The organism is uncultured Brevundimonas sp., assembly GCF_947305955.1.
Classification (GTDB): Bacteria; Pseudomonadota; Alphaproteobacteria; order Caulobacterales; family Caulobacteraceae; genus Brevundimonas.
Map to the genome: position 1 here is coordinate 105,014 of NZ_CAMZFB010000002.1, position 15,717 is coordinate 120,730.

Below are 15,717 nucleotides of genomic sequence, written 5' to 3' on the forward strand. Positions count from 1 at the left end.
GGGCTTTTGGGCACTCGTAGACCTGTGTTTGACGGTCACAGAGGTTTGCATTTACGCGGATAGAAAAATCCACAGCTAATGCCAGCTTGACCGGTCAAACGGCGCACAGTGTGGAGGTTGCCATGAGCTTTCTGGAAGAACTGATGGGTAAGGGCGGCCTTCCGGGCGGTGCCGAAGCGATCGGCGGCGTGCAGGAATTGATCGAGTCACAGGGCGGCGTGCAGGGCCTGACCCAGAAGTTCAGCGCTGGCGGACTGGGCGACATTGCCAAGTCGTGGCTGGGTCGCGGTAACAACCTGCCGATCTCGGCCCAGCAGATCGAAGCTATCATCGGCTCTGGCCCGATTGGCCAATTCGCACAAAAGCTGGGTGTCTCGCCCGCTCAGGCCGCAGGCGTGCTGGCCATGGCCCTGCCGATCATCATCGACAAGCTGACGCCCGATGGCGATGCCGCCAACCCGAAACAGGGCGTGGATATGGGCGACATCCTCGGCGGTCTGTTGGGTGGCGGTGCTGGTGGCGGACTGGGCAACCTGGGCAGCATCCTTGGCGGGATGCTGAAGAAGTAATCAGCTTTCGGTGTCGTAGGTGACGCCGGTCAGATAAAGGCCGTCCGACGGTGCAACCGGTCCGCAACGCGTGCGGTCGGCGGCATCGAGGGCGGCCTTGAAATCTTCGGGCGTCCAGCGGCCAAGGCCCACCTCGGCCAGCGATCCGGTCATGGAGCGCACCTGACGGTGCAGGAAGCTGCGCGCCTCGAACACCAGATGCACCTCGTTGCCGACACGGGTTACACGCGCCACGTCCATGGTCTTGATCGGGCTTTGGGCCTGACACTGGGCGTCACGGAAGGTGGTGAAGTCGTGCTGGCCCAACAGATATTGCGCGGCCGCGTGCATGGCCTCGGCATCCAGCGGCTTTTTGACGTGCCAGACGCGGCCCTGATCGATGGCCGGACGGCCCGGTCGGTTCAGGATGCGGTACAGGTATTTGCGGCCATTGGCGGTGAACCGCGCGTGCCACTCATCCGACACCGGAACGCAGTCCAGCACCGACACACGCTCGTCCAGCATGTGGGCGTTCATGGCGTTCATGACGGTGCGGGCAGGCCAGTCCTTGTCCAGATCGACATGGCAGGTCTGTCCTGTAGCGTGGACGCCCGTATCGGTGCGGCCCGCAGCGGCGATCCGCACGTCCTGACCGCTGAACGCCTTGATGGCAGCTTCCAGCGCGCCCTGAACCGTGGGCTGGTCTTTCTGGGCCTGAAAGCCGTTGTAGGCCGAGCCGTCGTATTCGACCGTGAAGCGATAGCGGGGCATCTTTAGGTGCGCTGAGCCGAACTAAAAATGGTCCCCGTCGGGATCTTAAAGCCGTTGAGCAGCTCCGCGCCCGACTGCTGGGCCTTGCCCGCACGTTGGGCGCGGATCAGGCGTACGGCACCTTCACCACAGGCAATCGTCAGGTTCTGGTCCAGCAGTTCGCCCGCTTGGCCCGAGGCATCCACCACTTCGGACAGGAGTGCCTTGATGCGGACGGGCTGGCCATCGACCTCGACCTCGAACCATGCGCCGGGGAAGGGCGACAGGCCGCGGATGTGGCAGTCGACCTCGGCGGCGGGACGGGTCCAGTCGATCTGGGCCTCGGCGGAGGTGATCTTCTTGGCGTAGGTGACCTCGCCGACCTGTTCGACCTCTTGGGCACCTCCGCGCTCGATGGCGGCAAGGGCGCGCGACCAAAGGGCGGCGCCGGTGTGGCTCATACGCTCGGACAGGGAGGCGGCGGTGTCGGTCGGCAGGATGTCCATGACTTCCGACAAGATGATGGCACCCTCGTCCAGACCCTCGCTCATGCGCATGACCTGAACGGCGGTCTGCTTGTCACCGGCCATGATGGCGCGCTGGATCGGGGCGGCACCGCGCCAGCGCGGCAGCATGGAGCCATGCAGGTTGAAGCAGCCCAGAGCCGGCGCTTCCAGCACTTCGGTTTTCAGGATCTGGCCATAGGCGACGACGATGGCGGCATCCAGATCCAGCGACTGGAACTGGGCAATGGCCTCATCCGATTTCATGGATTCCGGCGTAAACACCGGCAGGCCCATCGACTCTGCAAAGGCATGGACGGGCGAGGGGGTCAGCTTCTGGCCACGGCCCTTGGGGCGGGGCGGCTGGGAATAGACCGCGACGATCTCGTGACCGGCGGCGATCAGCTCGGCCAGCGACGGCACGGCGAATTCGGGGGTTCCCATAAAGGCGAGGCGCATGATGACTCCTTCATCCCGTGCCGGAACATGGACGGGAGGGCCTCGCCTTTAAAGGAAGGTGAGGCTTACTGCCAGCGGGTGTGGGTCGAGCCGTCCAGATCCCATGCACCGCCCGCGTCCAGCGCGTCGTCAAAATCGAGCAGACGATCCAGCAGCAGGCCGGCGATCACGCCGATGGCGGCGACGCCCACGATGGTCGCAGCCGAAGCCACGCCCACCTTGGCAGCGCGGGTCATCGGACGGCGGGACTGGATTTCACGGCGTTGGCGACGGGACATTTAGGCAGCCATCCTTTGGTGTTTCTTGACCTTGGTCACAGCACGGTCGCGACGCAGGCGCGACAGGTGGTCGATGAACAGAACGCCGTTGAGGTGGTCCAGTTCATGCTGGAAGCAGACAGCGTACAGGCCGTCGATCTCTTCCTCGATCTTCTCGCCCTGATAGTTCAGGTAGGAGACGCGCACGCGGGCCGGGCGCTGGACCTCGTCATAGTAGGACGGGACCGACAGGCAGCCTTCTTCGTACGGCTGGGTCTCTTCGGATGCCCACAGCACTTCCGGATTGACGAAATAGCGCGGGTTACGGGCGGCCTTCTCGGCTTCCTCGCCTTCCAGACCCTCAGGGACGATGCCGTCGCCCAGGTCCATGACCACAACGCGATCCAGCACGCCGATCTGCGGCGCGGCCAGGCCGATGCCGGGGGCGTCGTACATGGTTTCCAGCATGTCATCCATCAGCGCACGGGTTTCGTCCGTCACGCTTTCGACCGGCTTGGCCACGGTCTTGAGGATGGCCAGATCGGCCGGAATGTCGATGGTCAGGATGCGTCGGATAGCCATGGTCGGGAGGTAGGGTCTGCTGATGCCAAGGTCAAGGAATGCGCGACCTTGGCATCATAGTATCACATTTGGGACGAAGGCGCTGCCGATCAGGCCAGCGGCGAGACTTCCGGGATCGGGCGCGGCTTGCGGTCCTCGTTGATGGCGACATAGGTGAAGATGCCCTCGGTCACGCGGACGCTTTCTTCCTCGGCCTGACCACGGGCACGCTTCCAGGCCTCGACGTGGACGCGGATCGAGGTACGGCCCGTGTGGATGATGCGGGCATAGATGGTCACCTCGTCACCGATGGTCACCGGCTGGTGGAAGACCATGCCGTCCAGAGCCACGGTCGCGCAGCGGCCACCGGCGCGCTCGAACGCAGGGGTGGCACCGTGCAAGTCCATCTGTGCCAGAAGCCAGCCACCAAAGATGTCGCCGTCGGGGTTGGTGTCGGCAGGCATGGCAATGATGCGGCCATAGGGCTTGGTCGTCGGCAGGGTCGGGGGATTGATGGCGTCGGTCGTCATGATGAATCCGTTGGCCCGAAAACGAAAACTAAGGGGGCGGGCCTTTGTTGCGTCGCAAAATGGCGATGACGACCCGTTTTCGCAAATCACCTTGGGTATCGGGATGAAACGCTTGTGTGGCGGGGGCTTGGATGCTTCACACAGGGGATGAAACTGGCTCTGGTCTATCCCTTGGCGGCGTTTGCCGAGATTGCGGGATGCTTTGCCTTTTGGGCATGGCTGAAGCTCGACCGCTCGCCGCTGTGGCTGGTGCCGGGGGTGGTGAGCCTGATCGCCTTTGCGTGGCTGCTGACACTGGTGCCCAGCGACGCGGCTGGGCGGGCGTTCGCGGCCTATGGCGGGGTCTATATCTGTGCGTCTCTGGTGTGGATGAGGGTGGTTGAAAAGACCGTGCCGGACCATTGGGACCTGATCGGCGGGGCGGTCTGCCTGATCGGGGCGGCCATCATCCTGCTTGGACCGAGAACCTAGGGCTGCAGGTCAGCCAGAAAAGGCGGCAGGACCTTGGTCGCGGGACCGTAGAGATGCTCCGAGAACAGGTTGCGGCCGACGGTCGGCTCCAGATTGATCTCGATCGTCCGTGCGCCCGCCATGGCGGCCAGCTGCACAAAGCCCGCCGCCGGATAGACATTGCCCGACGTTCCGATGGACAGGAAGATTTCGCACTCCGACAGGGCCTTCTCGATCCGTTCCATCTCCAGCGGGATCTCCCCGAACCAGACGATGTGCGGGCGCAGATAGCCCGCCGGATCGAACGGTGACGGGTGATAGGGCTGAAGATCGCTGTGCCAGTCCCTGACCTTGCCGGTGCGGGTACAGCGGACCTTGAGCAGCTCGCCGTGCATGTGGATCAGGGAGAAACCGTCGGCGGGTTTGATCCGCTCGTGGGCGCGGTCGTGAAGGTCATCGACATTCTGCGTGACGAGGGTGAAATCCCCCTGCCAACGGGCCGCCAGTTCGGCCAGCGCCAGATGGGCGGCGTTCGGCTCCACCTCTGACAGGAAGGCGCGGCGCTGGTTGTAGAACTGCTGGACCAGTGCAGGGTTGGCGGCAAAGCCTTCGGGCGTGGCGACCTCTTCCACGCGATGCCCTTCCCACAGGCCATCGCTGGCCCGAAAGGTCGGCACGCCGCTTTCGGCAGATATTCCGGCTCCGGTCAGGACGACAATGTTCATGGAAATCCACACGGCGGGATTGTGAGGTCATCAACCCTTGATCATAGTCGAACGATGTTCAAGCGTTTGTATGCCGCCACCGTCGCCCTTGGCACCTTGGGTCTTGTTCTGGCCTCTGCCGCCCATGCCGAGCCGGTACAGGTCGATCTGATCATCCAGAATGCCCGCGTTGTGGATGTGGCAGCGGGCCGCGTGATGCCGGACCAGTCGATCGCCATCCGCGACGGGGTGATCGTCGATGTGGTCGCCGACTGTGATCAGGCCGAGCGGTATGACGCGGGCCGGATGCTTCATGTCGGGGGGGACTATGTCATGCCCGGCCTGTGGGACAATCACATCCATTTTGGCGGTGCGGGTCTGGAAGAGGAAAACGCTGACCTGTTGCCTCTGTTTGTCCTGAACGGTGTAACGGCGGTGCGCGATGCGGCGGGCGATCTGGCGCAGACGGTTCTGGAATGGCGGGCGCAAAGCCCGCGCGCGATTGCACCGCGCATCTTCACCTCCGGTCCCAAGATCGAAGGCATCGCCCCCGTCTGGAAAGGTGTCATCGAGGCGGGCAGCGAGGCCGATGTGGATGCGGCGCTGGACCGACTTCAGGCGCTCGATGTCGACTTCGTCAAGATCACCGACAACACCCTGACGCCCGAGCTTTTCCTCTATGCCGTATCACAGGCCAAGGCGCGGGGCATGAAGACGTCGGCCCATATTCCGATGGAATTAACGGTGCTTCAGGCGGCGGAGGCAGGCCTGTCGACCATCGAGCATCTGAACTATCTGATGAAGGCCGGATCGCGCGACGAGGCGCAGATTTCGGCGGACTATATCGCGGGCAGGCTGACCTATGCCGAGGCCATGGCCCGCTATGCACAGACCTTTGACGAAGAGGTCGCCCTTCGCGCCTATCGCCGTCTGGTCGAGCTGGGCGTTATGGCCTCGCCCACCCAGCATGGCTCGTCGGTTATTGCCCATCTGGACAGCGGGGATCATTCCGCCGACCGCGAACTGGCCTATGTAGGGCCGGGGATTGTCGCCACCTATGATTGGCGCGTCGAGCGGTCGAAGCAGGCGACTCCGCAGATGGTGGCCGACCGCCATTTCGTCGAAGAGGTGACGCTCAAGACCCTGCCGCTGCTGCGTCAGGCGGGCGTGCGTATTCTGGCGGGGACGGATGCGGGCTATCTGAACAGCTACAACTATCCGGGCTTCTCGCTTCATGACGAACTGGCGCTCTATGTCGCCAATGGCCTGACACCGCGCGAGGCTTTGGAAGCCTCGGTCATCAACGGTCCGGCCCTGATGGGGCAGGGTGCCCACTATGGTTCGGTCGCGGCGGGCAAGGTCGCGGACCTGATCGTGCTGGAGGCCAATCCGCTTGAGGATATTGCGGCCACCCGCCAAATCCGGACGGTCGTGCTGGGCGGGCGTGTCCATGATCTGGAAGCCTTGCAGCAACTGGATGCCGACATCCGTGCCAAGGTGGCCGAGGCGAGGGCTGCCAACCCCTAGGGTCTGGTGGTCGCCGCCAAATGGTCCTGTAGCCAGTCGATCATGGCTCGCACCTTGGGCGGGACGTGACGCGGGTGGGGATGGACAGCCCACACCCCTTCATCGGGCGGACGGTGTGCATCCAGAACAGAGACCAGTTCTCCGGTTTTCAGGGCCTCGCGCACATAGAAGTCCGGCAGCTGGCACAGACCCAGCCCTTGCAGGGCCGCATCCATCACCGCCGTGCCGGAGTTACAGCGCCAGCGGCTCATGGGCGTCAGGGTGATTTCGCGCCCGCTCTCGGTGAAACGCCATTGCTGGGATGTGCCGCTGAGCGTGTCGTGGCTGGCGATTTCGGACAGGTCGCGCGGGGCACCTCGGCGGGTCAGATAGTCGGGGCTAGCGCACAGGATCAGCGAGCGTGAGGCCAGACGGCGTGCCATCAGCCGCGAGTCTGTCAGATGGCCGAAACGGATGGCCAGATCATAGCCCTCGCCTACGAGGTCGCGCAGGCGATTATCCAGATCGAGGTCGATCCGCAGTTCGGGATACTGACGGGCAAAGGTGTTGACGGCAGGCGCGATGAACCGCTCGCCATAGGAGACGGAGCAGGTCATCCGCAGCAGGCCGCGCGGGGCGTGGTCATCGGGCTGGATGGCCGCCAGCGCCTCGTCGCGTTCGTCGATCAGGCGGCGACAGCGGGCCAGGAACTCGCGTCCCGCATCGGTCAGCTCGACGCGGCGCGTGGTGCGGTGGAGCAGGCGCGTCTGCAAGCGGTCCTCAAGCCGCGCGATCTCGCGACTGACCGCCGAGGTGGACAGCCCCAATCGCTTCGCCGCGCCGGAAAAGCTGGCCTGCTCGGCCACCGCCGTAAACTCGTCGATCCCGTCCCATCTGCTCATCGGGACGTTGCAGCAGGATTGTTGCTAATACGCAATAATGTTTTGCGGTTGTTACCGGTAGGCGCGACCCCAAACGCAGCGTAAAACCACACACAACGTCAGCCACTTTCACGGAAATCCCCTCAAGCAGCGAGGCCCCGCGGGCCGAGCGATAGGGGCCTCCGGAGGAAACCAACTATGAAAACCCGCGCCGCTGTAGCGTTTGAAGCCAAGAAGCCGCTGGAAATCGTCGAAGTCGATCTGGAAGGTCCGCGCTTCGGCGAGGTGATGATCGAGATCAAGGCCACCGGTGTCTGCCACACCGACGCCTACACCCTCGATGGTCTGGACTCTGAAGGTCTGTTCCCGTCGATCCTCGGCCACGAAGGCGCGGGCGTTGTGGTCGAAGTCGGCCCGGGCGTGACCAGCCTCGAAGTCGGCGATCATGTGATCCCGCTCTACACGCCGGAATGCCGCCAGTGTAAGTCGTGCCTGTCGCGCAAGACCAACCTGTGCACCTCGATCCGTGGCACGCAAGGCAAGGGCCTGATGCCGGATGGCACCTCGCGCTTCTCCTACAAGGGCCAGACCATCCACCACTATATGGGTTGCTCGACCTTCTCGAACTTCACCGTCATGCCGGAAATCGCCGTGGCGAAAATCCGCAAGGACGCGCCCTTCGACAAGGCCTGCTACATCGGCTGTGGCGTGACCACGGGCGTGGGCGCGGTGACCAACACCGCCAAGGTCGAGCCGGGCTCGAACTGCGTGGTCTTCGGTCTGGGTGGTATCGGCCTGAACGTCATTCAGGGCCTGAAGATGGTCGGCGCCGACAAGATCATCGGCGTTGATCTGAACGGCGACAAGGAAGAGTGGGGCCGTCGCTTCGGCATGACGGACTTCATCAACCCGAAGAACACGCCGGACGTGGTGGCCGAGGTCATCCGCCTGACCGACGGTGGTGCCGACTACACCTTCGACTGCACCGGCAACACCGACGTCATGCGTCAGGCGCTGGAATCCTGCCACCGTGGCTGGGGTGAAAGCATCATCATCGGCGTCGCTGAAGCCGGCAAGGAAATCGCCACCCGTCCGTTCCAGCTGGTGACGGGCCGCGTCTGGCGCGGTTCGGCCTTTGGTGGTGCGCGCGGCCGTACTGACACGCCGAAGATCGTTGACTGGTACATGGACGGCAAGATCGAGATCGATCCGATGATCACCCACACCTTCGGTCTGGAAGACATCAACAAGGCCTTCGACCTGATGCACGAAGGCAAGTCGATCCGTTCGGTCATCGTTTTCTAAGGCATAGTTGCCAAAAGCAACTGACTAGGTTTAAGCTCCCCTCGATAACGATATCGAGGGGAGTTTTTTATGATTTCGCACGTCATTCTGGGGGCCGCCGATCTGGAAGCGTCCAAGGCGTTTTACGACGCGGCACTGGGGGCCTTGGGCCATCGCGAGGGCCGCAAGATTCCGGGCATGGGTCGCGTCATGTATATGACCCGCAACGGCTCCTTCGGTATTGCGATCCCGATCAACGGCGAGCCCGCCACCTGCGCCAACGGCAGCACCATCGGCTTTGCCGCCGACAGCGAGGAAGCGGTTCTGGCTTTCCACAAGGCAGGCGTTGGAGCGGGCGGCACCCCGATCGAGGATGCGCCGGGCCTGCGCGAAAGCCCGTTTGGCAATCTCTATCTCGCTTACTTGCGCGATCCCGCTGGCAACAAGATCTGCGCCATGTACCGCGTGGCCTAACCGGCATTACGCCATCGTCATGGTGTGCGAAAAAAGGAGAGCGCTCTGCGGTCTCCTTTTTGTATTTAAAAACCGATACTTAGATTTAAACAACCCGCTCCACCCTCTAACGGCGATGTAACGTGTTTCGCAGGCGGCGGCCCCATAGATTGTCGCCAACATCAGTGGGGCATGTTCATGAAATTCGACGCGCAAAAAGCACTCGTCACCTATTCCGGTATCCTGACCGCTGCGGTCATCGGTGTGATGGTGTCGGCGGCCACGGTTGGGATAGGACCGGCCAAATTTACCGAGATCGACGTCCAGCGCATCAATGTCAGAGAGCCGGACGGCACCCTGCGGATGGTCATTTCCAATCAGGCCAGTTTCCCCGGCATGCCGGTGCGGGGGCAGGAATATCCCCACCCCAACCGCGACACGGCGGGCCTTCTGTTCATGAATGAGGAAGGCACCGAGGTCGGGGGTCTGGTCTTTGGCGGCAAGAACGCCGATGGCGCGAAATCCTCCGGCGGCAGCCTGACCTTTGATGGCTATGAGCAGGATCAGACCGTGCAGCTCATGGGCATGCAGGAAGGCGGGCGGCGCATGTCCGGCGTTGTGGTCAACGACCCGCCAGAGGAGTCGCTGGACTATGAACTGACCAGCCGTCTGGGGCAGATGTCGCCTGAGGAACTGGCCGAAGCGGTCAAACATCCTGCCTATCAGGGCGCACAGCGTGCCTTCATGGGGCGCTCGGTGTCGGGTGCGTCGGAGCTGGTCCTGCGTGATGGCGCTGGCAAGCCGCGTCTGGTGCTGACCGTCAGCGAAGCCGGTGAAGCCCGTATTGCCTTTATGGATGAGACGGGTGCCGTCACCAAGGTGGTCCGCCCCGACAGTTGATCGGGCGAGCGCCTGCAGGGAGGACAAAGGGGAAGGGCGCATGCTAAGGCTTGGGCCTCCCCCATTGTCAGGATTTGTGCCTTGGCCATGCCCTTCCGTATCGCCCCCGTCGCTTCAGGATTTGCGGCTCTCGCCTGCGTGTTCGCGCTGTCGGCCTGTGACCGCACGCCGCCGCAGATGAAGGGTCCTAGCCCTGAGGAACAGGCCGCGGCCCCCGCATGGGAAAAGGAAGATGTCTGGCTCTATATGCCGGACCACATCATCAAACAGCGCATCGATGAAAAGGCGCTGACGCCCTATATGGATCAGGTGACCGCCGCCGCCGAGGCCGCGCTGAAGGCCGCTCCGCGCGAGGCGGGCTCATCCAACATGCTGCTGGTGATGATCAAGCCGGGCCAACGCGCCAAGTCGTGGATCGTCAGCAGCAAGCCCGAGCTGTCCCCTGAAAAGGTCGAGGGCGTCACCGCCGCCGTCAATGCCATCGCCGCCCCTGCGGTGAATGGCGGCCCCGTGCTGGTGGGCGTGCGCTTCAAGGCCTATGGCGGCGGCGAGCCGCTGATCAGCGAGCGTCCGCCCATCCCCAAGGACTGGTATCAATATTTTGGCGACAAGGGCCTGCTGGACGATGCGTTCATGGCCCGCGTCTGGCCTGACTGACCGGAGTGATTATGGAAACCGTCAAAACCCACACCGTCCACGGCGGCAAGCTCAGCTATCTCAAGCATGACAGCGCCACCACCGGCACGCCCATGACCCTGTCGGTCTTCGTTCCGGCGGGTACAGGCCCGTTTCCGGTCCTCTACTGGCTGTCTGGCCTGACCTGCACAGAGGACAATTTCACCACCAAGGCCGGTGCCTATCAGGCCGCCGCCGAGCATGGAGTGATCATCGTCGCGCCCGACACCTCGCCGCGCGGTGAGGGTGTGGCCGATGACGAGGCCTATGATCTGGGGCAGGGCGCGGGCTTTTACGTCAATGCGACCCAAAAGCCTTGGGCACCGCATTTCCAGATGGAAGCCTATGTCACCGGCGAACTGATCGAAAAGGTCGAGGCCCAGTTTCCGGCCAATGGCGTGCGCGGCATTTCGGGCCACTCCATGGGCGGTCACGGCGCACTGACGCTGGCGCTGAAATATCCGGACCTGTTCAAGTCGGTCTCGGCCTTTGCGCCGATTTCTTCCCCGACCCGCTGCCCGTGGGGAGAGAAGGCCTTCACCGCCTATCTGGGCGAAGACCGTGCCGAATGGGCCAAGCACGACGCCGCATTGCTGATCGAGGCGGGCGCGGCCAAGGGCCGTTATGACGACATCCTTGTCGATCAGGGCGATGCCGACAGCTTCCTCGAAAACCAGCTGAAGCCGGAACTGCTTCAGGCCGCCGCCGACAAGGCGGGCCAGAAGCTGACGCTTCGGATGCAGCCGGGCTATGACCACTCCTACTTCTTTATGGCCAGCTTCATTGCCGATCACGTCGCCTTCCACGCAGCGCGTCTGAAGGCCTAGCCCCTAAAAACCGCAGCCAAGGTCGCACTGTCGGAAAGCCGCAGGTGATGTTAGAGGGGGCGCATGACCGATCTGGCCCCCTATGAACCGATGTTTTCCGCCCTGTGCACCGAGCTGGGCTTCTGCCTGCACGAAAAGGGGCAGGTGAAGGTGGTGGAGGCCCTGCCCAAGGGTCTGGACGCTGCCGTCCGCGCTGTCCTTCAGGCCGAGGGCCACTATGAGCCCGCCGCCTCGGGCGATCTGAAGCGCGGCATCCGCGACTGCATCAAGCAGCATCTGCCCGCTTAACACGCGGACACATGACGCAAACTTAATCCCTGAAACGGCCCCGTACGTCTTGCGTGCGGGGCCGTTGTTCTTAGTGTCGCGTAACCGCGACCATTGAGAGGGGACTGGCATGGACCGTCGTCGTTTGCTTCAGGGATTTGCAGCCGGTGCTGCATTCGCAAGTCTGCCGATGGGGGCCGCACTGGCTGCACCGTCCGGCGAGGCTTCGGCCACTTTCCACGCCTTGCTGGACAAGATCACGCAGGATTTCCTGCTCAATGATCCGACGGCGCTGACCGCGTTTGGCATGGATCGCGGCGACAAGGGATGGGCGCGCTACAAGCTTTCCGACAACTCGCCCGAATATCTTGCGTCGCAGGACCGTCTGTTCCGCGAAACCATGCAGGCGCTGTCGCGCGTTGACCGCAATGCCCTGTCGCAAGGCGAGCGCGTCTGGTTCGACTGGGTCAGCTTCTATGGCGAAACCAGCATTGCCTTTGAGGAAATGGGCTATGGTGTTGGCGGCTATCCCAGCCCCTATCGCATCAGCCAACTGACCGGCCAGTACCAGTTCGTGCCGGACTTTATGCGCAGCCAGCATCGCATCGAGGAATCCGATGACGCCGAGGCCTATCTGGCGCGTCTGGAAGACTTCGCCGTCCAATTGGAGCATGACCGCGTCAAGACGGCGCAAGATCAGGCCATGGGCGTGATCCCGCCCGACTTCATCATCCAGAAGACCCTGACCCAGATGCGCAATCTGGTTGAAGGCGACCCCTCGGCCCATTCGCTGGTCAGCAGCCTTGTCGAGCGCGCACAGGCCAAGGGCTTTGCGGGCGACTGGGCGCGCCGTGCCACGGCCATTCTGGCGGAAAAAGTCTATCCGGCGGTCCAGAAGCAGATCGAGCTTTATGAAGCCGCCCTGCCGCGTTCGACCCACGATGCCGGCGCATGGAAGCAGCCGCGGGGCGATGAGTTCTACGCCCGCGCCCTGCGCTACTACACCAGCACCGATATGTCGGCGGACGAGATCCATCAGGTCGGCCTCGATCAGGTGGCCGAACTGACGGCGCGGACCGAGGTCCTGCTGCAGAAGATCGGCCTGACGCAGGGTACGGTCGGTGAGCGCGTGGCCAGCCTGTCGGACCTGCCCGGTCAGGTCTATCCGAATACCGACGAGGGCAAGAAGGCGCTGATCGATGATCTCAACCGCGACATCGCCCACATGGATACCCTGCTGCCGCAGTATTTCGGACGTCTGCCGAAATCGCCGGTCGAGGTGCGCCGTATTCCGGCGGAGATCGAGATCGGTGCGCCGGGCGGCTACTATATGGGACCAGCACTGGATGGCTCGCGTCCGGGGGCCTTCTACATCAACCTGCGCGACACCGCGGAAGTGCCGAAATTCACCCTGCGTACCCTGACGTGGCACGAAGCCTCGCCGGGCCACCACTTCCAGGTGGCGCTGGGTATGGAGCAGGACGACCTGCCGCTGCTGTTCAAGGGCATCGGTTTCTCGGCCAACCTTGAGGGCTGGGGCCTGTATGCCGAGCAGCTGGCGGACGAGATGGGCGTCTATAAGGACGATCCGTTGGGCGAGATCGGCTATCTGCAATCGCTGATGTTCCGCGCCTCGCGACTGGTGGTCGATACCGGCATGCACGCCAAGCGCTGGAGCCGTGAACAGGCCATCCGCTACATGGTGGATGTGCTGGGCGACCAGGAGTCCAACGTCACCACCGAGGTCGAGCGTTACTGTGTCTGGACCGGTCAGGCCTGTGCCTACAAGGTCGGTCACAACGTCTGGGCTCGCCTGCGCCGCGAAACCGAGGCCCGTCTGGGCAGCCGTTTCGACATCCGCGCCTATCATGACTTCGGTCTGGCGTTGGGTCCGGTGCCGCTGTCGGTGCTGGAGCGCGAAATCGGTAACTGGAACGGCTGATAAAACTTCGGTGTTCACCCGCCTTTTGCGACGGTTTTTCGCGGCGGAGCACGTTATCTATCACCGGGGCTGACGGAGGATGGGCCGTCAGCCCTTTTGTATTGAGGGGAAAGTCAGATGATTGATCGTCGTCGGGTATTGATGGGGGCCGCTGCCGTGGCCGCTGCTGCACCCAGCCTTGCACAGGCTGCTGCGGCCTTGAGTGATGCGGATGCGCGGCTGAACAGCCTGCTGGATGGCTGGTTCGATGCCGACCTGCTGGAAAGTCCGGAGCGGGCGACGGGCCTGGGGCTGGACAAGGGCGAGCTGTCCTATCTGTCCCACCGCCTCAGCGAGGGCGGACTGAAGGCCCGCGAGGATGACCGCGCAAAGGCCATCAGCCGCTGGAACGAAATCCGCCGTTTCGACACCTCGGGCCTGAGCGAGGCGGGCAGGCTGAACTATGACATCGCCGCCTTTGGCCGCGAGACGTCTGCCCTTGGCGCTGCGCTTCCCTATGGCAGCGGTCGTTCGCCCTATGCCGTGACCCAGCTGTCGGGCGGCTATTATTCGACGCCGGACTTCCTCGAGAACCAGCACCGTATCGAGGACAAGGACGGGGCCGACGGCTTCCTCGCCCGCCTTGAGGCCTTTGCCGACCGACTGGACGGCGAGACGGAAATCACCCGCGCCGATGCGGCCATGGGCGTGATTGCGCCGGACTATATAATCGACCGCGCCCTGCCGCAGATCCGCACCCTGCGTGATATGGCGGCATCGGACTGGTCGATGGTCAAGGCGCTGGCCCGCAAGGAGGCAACCTTGGGCCTGTCGGGTTATGAGGACCGCGCCAAGACCCTGCTGGACACCAAGGTCAAACCCGCGCTGGCCCGCCAGATCGCCACCCTTGAGGACCTGCGCACCCGCGCGGTTCACGATGCCGGTGCATGGCGTCTGCCGCAGGGCGAGGAGTTCTATGCCAACGGCCTGCGCTCCAACACGACCACCACTCTGTCGGCGGACGAAATCCACCGCATGGGCGTGGAGCAGGTGGCCGAGATCAGTGCCGAACTGGACGTTATCCTGAAATCGCAGGGCTATACCCAAGGCACAGTGGGCGAGCGCGTTGATGCCCTGAACAAGGATCCGGCCCAGCTCTTCCCCAATACCGACGAGGGCAAGGAAGAACTGCTGAAGTGGCTGAACGACCAGATCAAGCAGCTGGACCCGATGCTGCCCGCCTATTTCGGCCGTCTGCCGCGCACCCACGTCGAGGTGCGCCGTGTGCCGGTGTCGATCCAGTCGGGTGCACCGGGCGGCTATTACCAAGGACCGCCGCTGGATGGCTCGCGTCCGGGTGTCTACTACATCAACCTGCGTGACAGCGGGAACTGGCCGCGCTTCTCGCTGCCGACCCTGACCTATCACGAGGCCTCGCCGGGCCACCACCTGCAGGTGGCCCTGCAGCGCGAGGCGGGCGAGTTGCCGCAATGGCGCCGTGCGGGCGGTTTCTCGGCCTTCAATGAGGGCTGGGCCCTTTATGCCGAACAGGTCGCAGCCAACGACATGAACGCCTATGCCAACTATCCGCTGGGCCGTGCGGGCTTCCTGATGTCCTATCTGTTCCGCGCGGTGCGTCTGGTGGTCGATACCGGCATGCACGCCAAACGCTGGAGCCGCGAGGACGCCGTGGAATACATGGTCGCCTCGGGGGCCAAGCCGCGCGATGCCGCCAACAGCGAGATCAACCGCTATACCGTCTGGCCGGGTCAGGCCTGTGCCTACAAGGTCGGCCACACGGTGATCGCCCGCCTTCGCGCCGAGGCCGAGGCCAAGCCGGGCTTCGATCTTCGCCAGTTCCACGACAAGGTGCTGCTCAGCGGCTCGATGCCGTTGGCCGTGCTGGAGAAGCGTTTGCGGGGCTAACCTGAGCGCTATCCATGAAATGAGGGCCGGAGGATCACCTCCGGCCCTTTGCCTTATAGGGTCGCAGAATAGGTTGACGGCCACTGCGTCCAGTGAATGCCGAGGCAATCGGTCATGGTCACCTCGCTCAGCAAGCTAAAGCTCCGGCCCGTCCAAACCCACTCGGCAGCCTCGCCGCAATCGCCGATGCCGCGCCCCTTGCCGAAGGCGCGGAGAGTGCGGGACTTTGGATCATAGTTGCTGTTGATCAACTGCGTGACAGCTTGGCCGGTCGTCGGGAAGCTGACGAGGCGGGCATTCGAGCCGTCATTGGCC

The 15,717-nt window shown here is 63.4% G+C and carries 19 protein-coding genes; 11 read left to right on the forward strand and 8 right to left on the reverse strand.

The annotated features are described in order from the left end of the window. The first annotated feature begins 122 nt into the window (after window positions 1–122). Complete coding sequence (locus Q0Y42_RS01185; RefSeq protein ID WP_297799262.1) at window positions 123–569, forward strand: YidB family protein; 447 nt, start codon at window positions 123–125, stop codon at window positions 567–569. Here the strand turns inward: Q0Y42_RS01185 and truA are convergent, their stop codons facing one another. The 5 genes from truA to Q0Y42_RS01210 form a co-directional block, all read right to left on the reverse strand. After that, window positions 570–1,319, reverse strand: coding sequence for a tRNA pseudouridine(38-40) synthase TruA (truA, locus tag Q0Y42_RS01190; protein ID WP_297799264.1), 750 nt, complete (start codon window positions 1,317–1,319; stop codon window positions 570–572). A gap of 2 nt (window positions 1,320–1,321) precedes the next feature. After that, a complete protein-coding gene (fmt, locus tag Q0Y42_RS01195; protein ID WP_297799266.1) occupies window positions 1,322–2,260 on the reverse strand; it encodes a methionyl-tRNA formyltransferase in 939 nt (312 codons plus the stop codon). A gap of 65 nt (window positions 2,261–2,325) precedes the next feature. Beyond that, complete coding sequence (locus Q0Y42_RS01200; RefSeq protein WP_297799268.1) at window positions 2,326–2,538, reverse strand: hypothetical protein; 213 nt, start codon at window positions 2,536–2,538, stop codon at window positions 2,326–2,328. Beyond that, the gene (gene def / locus Q0Y42_RS01205) at window positions 2,539–3,099 is read right to left on the reverse strand and encodes a peptide deformylase (RefSeq protein WP_297799270.1); all 561 of its coding nucleotides are present in this window, start codon (window positions 3,097–3,099) and stop codon (window positions 2,539–2,541) included. Window positions 3,100–3,188: 89 nt separating this feature from the next. Then, entirely contained in the window at window positions 3,189–3,608 is a 420-nt protein-coding gene (locus Q0Y42_RS01210; protein WP_297799272.1) for an acyl-CoA thioesterase, read from the reverse strand. 147 nt (window positions 3,609–3,755) lie between these two features. Between Q0Y42_RS01210 and Q0Y42_RS01215 the strand changes: the two genes are divergently transcribed. Further along, a complete protein-coding gene (locus Q0Y42_RS01215; RefSeq protein WP_297799276.1) occupies window positions 3,756–4,079 on the forward strand; it encodes a YnfA family protein in 324 nt (107 codons plus the stop codon). Here Q0Y42_RS01215 and Q0Y42_RS01220 read toward each other — a convergent pair. Continuing rightward, a complete protein-coding gene (locus Q0Y42_RS01220) occupies window positions 4,076–4,795 on the reverse strand; it encodes an NAD-dependent deacylase (RefSeq protein WP_297799278.1) in 720 nt (239 codons plus the stop codon). The two genes, Q0Y42_RS01215 and Q0Y42_RS01220, sit on opposite strands and share 4 nt — an antisense overlap. Window positions 4,796–4,837: 42 nt before the next feature. Between Q0Y42_RS01220 and Q0Y42_RS01225 the strand changes: the two genes are divergently transcribed. After that, window positions 4,838–6,289, forward strand: a complete 1,452-nt coding sequence (locus Q0Y42_RS01225) for an amidohydrolase family protein (protein WP_297799280.1) — start codon at window positions 4,838–4,840, stop codon at window positions 6,287–6,289. Here the strand turns inward: Q0Y42_RS01225 and Q0Y42_RS01230 are convergent. Then, complete coding sequence (locus tag Q0Y42_RS01230; RefSeq protein WP_297799282.1) at window positions 6,286–7,170, reverse strand: LysR family transcriptional regulator; 885 nt, start codon at window positions 7,168–7,170, stop codon at window positions 6,286–6,288. The two genes, Q0Y42_RS01225 and Q0Y42_RS01230, sit on opposite strands and share 4 nt — an antisense overlap. A gap of 177 nt (window positions 7,171–7,347) precedes the next feature. On the opposite strand from Q0Y42_RS01230, the gene Q0Y42_RS01235 reads away from it, so the two are divergent. From Q0Y42_RS01235 to Q0Y42_RS01270, 8 genes are all read left to right on the forward strand, one after another. Next, window positions 7,348–8,454 (forward strand): S-(hydroxymethyl)glutathione dehydrogenase/class III alcohol dehydrogenase, encoded by a 1,107-nt coding sequence (locus tag Q0Y42_RS01235; protein ID WP_297799283.1) that lies wholly within the window; start codon window positions 7,348–7,350, stop codon window positions 8,452–8,454. Window positions 8,455–8,523: 69 nt separating this feature from the next. Continuing rightward, window positions 8,524–8,907 (forward strand): VOC family protein, encoded by a 384-nt coding sequence (locus Q0Y42_RS01240; RefSeq protein ID WP_297799284.1) that lies wholly within the window; start codon window positions 8,524–8,526, stop codon window positions 8,905–8,907. A 177-nt stretch (window positions 8,908–9,084) separates the two neighbouring features. Beyond that, on the forward strand, window positions 9,085–9,786 hold the full coding sequence (locus Q0Y42_RS01245) for a hypothetical protein (protein ID WP_297799286.1): 702 nt from the start codon (window positions 9,085–9,087) through the stop codon (window positions 9,784–9,786). An 81-nt stretch (window positions 9,787–9,867) separates the two neighbouring features. Beyond that, a complete protein-coding gene (locus Q0Y42_RS01250; RefSeq protein WP_297799288.1) occupies window positions 9,868–10,443 on the forward strand; it encodes a hypothetical protein in 576 nt (191 codons plus the stop codon). Between the two features lie 11 nt (window positions 10,444–10,454). Beyond that, on the forward strand, window positions 10,455–11,288 hold the full coding sequence (gene fghA / locus Q0Y42_RS01255) for an S-formylglutathione hydrolase (protein WP_297799291.1): 834 nt from the start codon (window positions 10,455–10,457) through the stop codon (window positions 11,286–11,288). Window positions 11,289–11,351: 63 nt separating this feature from the next. Further along, entirely contained in the window at window positions 11,352–11,576 is a 225-nt protein-coding gene (locus Q0Y42_RS01260) for a hypothetical protein (protein WP_297799293.1), read from the forward strand. Between the two features lie 109 nt (window positions 11,577–11,685). Continuing rightward, entirely contained in the window at window positions 11,686–13,497 is a 1,812-nt protein-coding gene (locus tag Q0Y42_RS01265) for a DUF885 family protein (RefSeq protein WP_297799295.1), read from the forward strand. 117 nt (window positions 13,498–13,614) lie between these two features. After that, window positions 13,615–15,402 carry a DUF885 family protein gene (locus tag Q0Y42_RS01270; protein WP_297799297.1) on the forward strand — a complete coding sequence of 596 codons (1,788 nt, stop codon included), beginning with the start codon at window positions 13,615–13,617 and terminating at the stop codon, window positions 15,400–15,402. Window positions 15,403–15,455: 53 nt separating this feature from the next. On the opposite strand, the gene Q0Y42_RS01275 is transcribed toward Q0Y42_RS01270, so the two are convergent. After that, a partial coding sequence (locus tag Q0Y42_RS01275) for a DUF1176 domain-containing protein (RefSeq protein ID WP_297799299.1) occupies window positions 15,456–15,717 on the reverse strand: 262 nt, incomplete at its 5' end.

Bases quoted from the DNA above. Each gene is read 5' to 3' on its own strand.
- Q0Y42_RS01240 (WP_297799284.1), top strand. From the start codon at position 8,524: ATGATTTCGCACGTCATTCTGGGGGCCGCCGATCTGGAAGCGTCCAAG.
- truA (WP_297799264.1), bottom strand. From the start codon at position 1,319: ATGCCCCGCTATCGCTTCACGGTCGAATACGACGGCTCGGCCTACAAC.
- fghA (WP_297799291.1), top strand. From the start codon at position 10,455: ATGGAAACCGTCAAAACCCACACCGTCCACGGCGGCAAGCTCAGCTAT.
- Q0Y42_RS01230 (WP_297799282.1), bottom strand. From the start codon at position 7,170: ATGAGCAGATGGGACGGGATCGACGAGTTTACGGCGGTGGCCGAGCAG.
- Q0Y42_RS01270 (WP_297799297.1), top strand. From the start codon at position 13,615: ATGATTGATCGTCGTCGGGTATTGATGGGGGCCGCTGCCGTGGCCGCT.
- Q0Y42_RS01235 (WP_297799283.1), top strand. From the start codon at position 7,348: ATGAAAACCCGCGCCGCTGTAGCGTTTGAAGCCAAGAAGCCGCTGGAA.
- Q0Y42_RS01265 (WP_297799295.1), top strand. From the start codon at position 11,686: ATGGACCGTCGTCGTTTGCTTCAGGGATTTGCAGCCGGTGCTGCATTC.
- Q0Y42_RS01225 (WP_297799280.1), top strand. From the start codon at position 4,838: ATGTTCAAGCGTTTGTATGCCGCCACCGTCGCCCTTGGCACCTTGGGT.
- Q0Y42_RS01200 (WP_297799268.1), bottom strand. From the start codon at position 2,538: ATGTCCCGTCGCCAACGCCGTGAAATCCAGTCCCGCCGTCCGATGACC.
- Q0Y42_RS01245 (WP_297799286.1), top strand. From the start codon at position 9,085: ATGAAATTCGACGCGCAAAAAGCACTCGTCACCTATTCCGGTATCCTG.
- Q0Y42_RS01260 (WP_297799293.1), top strand. From the start codon at position 11,352: ATGACCGATCTGGCCCCCTATGAACCGATGTTTTCCGCCCTGTGCACC.
- fmt (WP_297799266.1), bottom strand. From the start codon at position 2,260: ATGCGCCTCGCCTTTATGGGAACCCCCGAATTCGCCGTGCCGTCGCTG.
- Q0Y42_RS01210 (WP_297799272.1), bottom strand. From the start codon at position 3,608: ATGACGACCGACGCCATCAATCCCCCGACCCTGCCGACGACCAAGCCC.
- def (WP_297799270.1), bottom strand. From the start codon at position 3,099: ATGGCTATCCGACGCATCCTGACCATCGACATTCCGGCCGATCTGGCC.
- Q0Y42_RS01215 (WP_297799276.1), top strand. From the start codon at position 3,756: ATGAAACTGGCTCTGGTCTATCCCTTGGCGGCGTTTGCCGAGATTGCG.
- Q0Y42_RS01185 (WP_297799262.1), top strand. From the start codon at position 123: ATGAGCTTTCTGGAAGAACTGATGGGTAAGGGCGGCCTTCCGGGCGGT.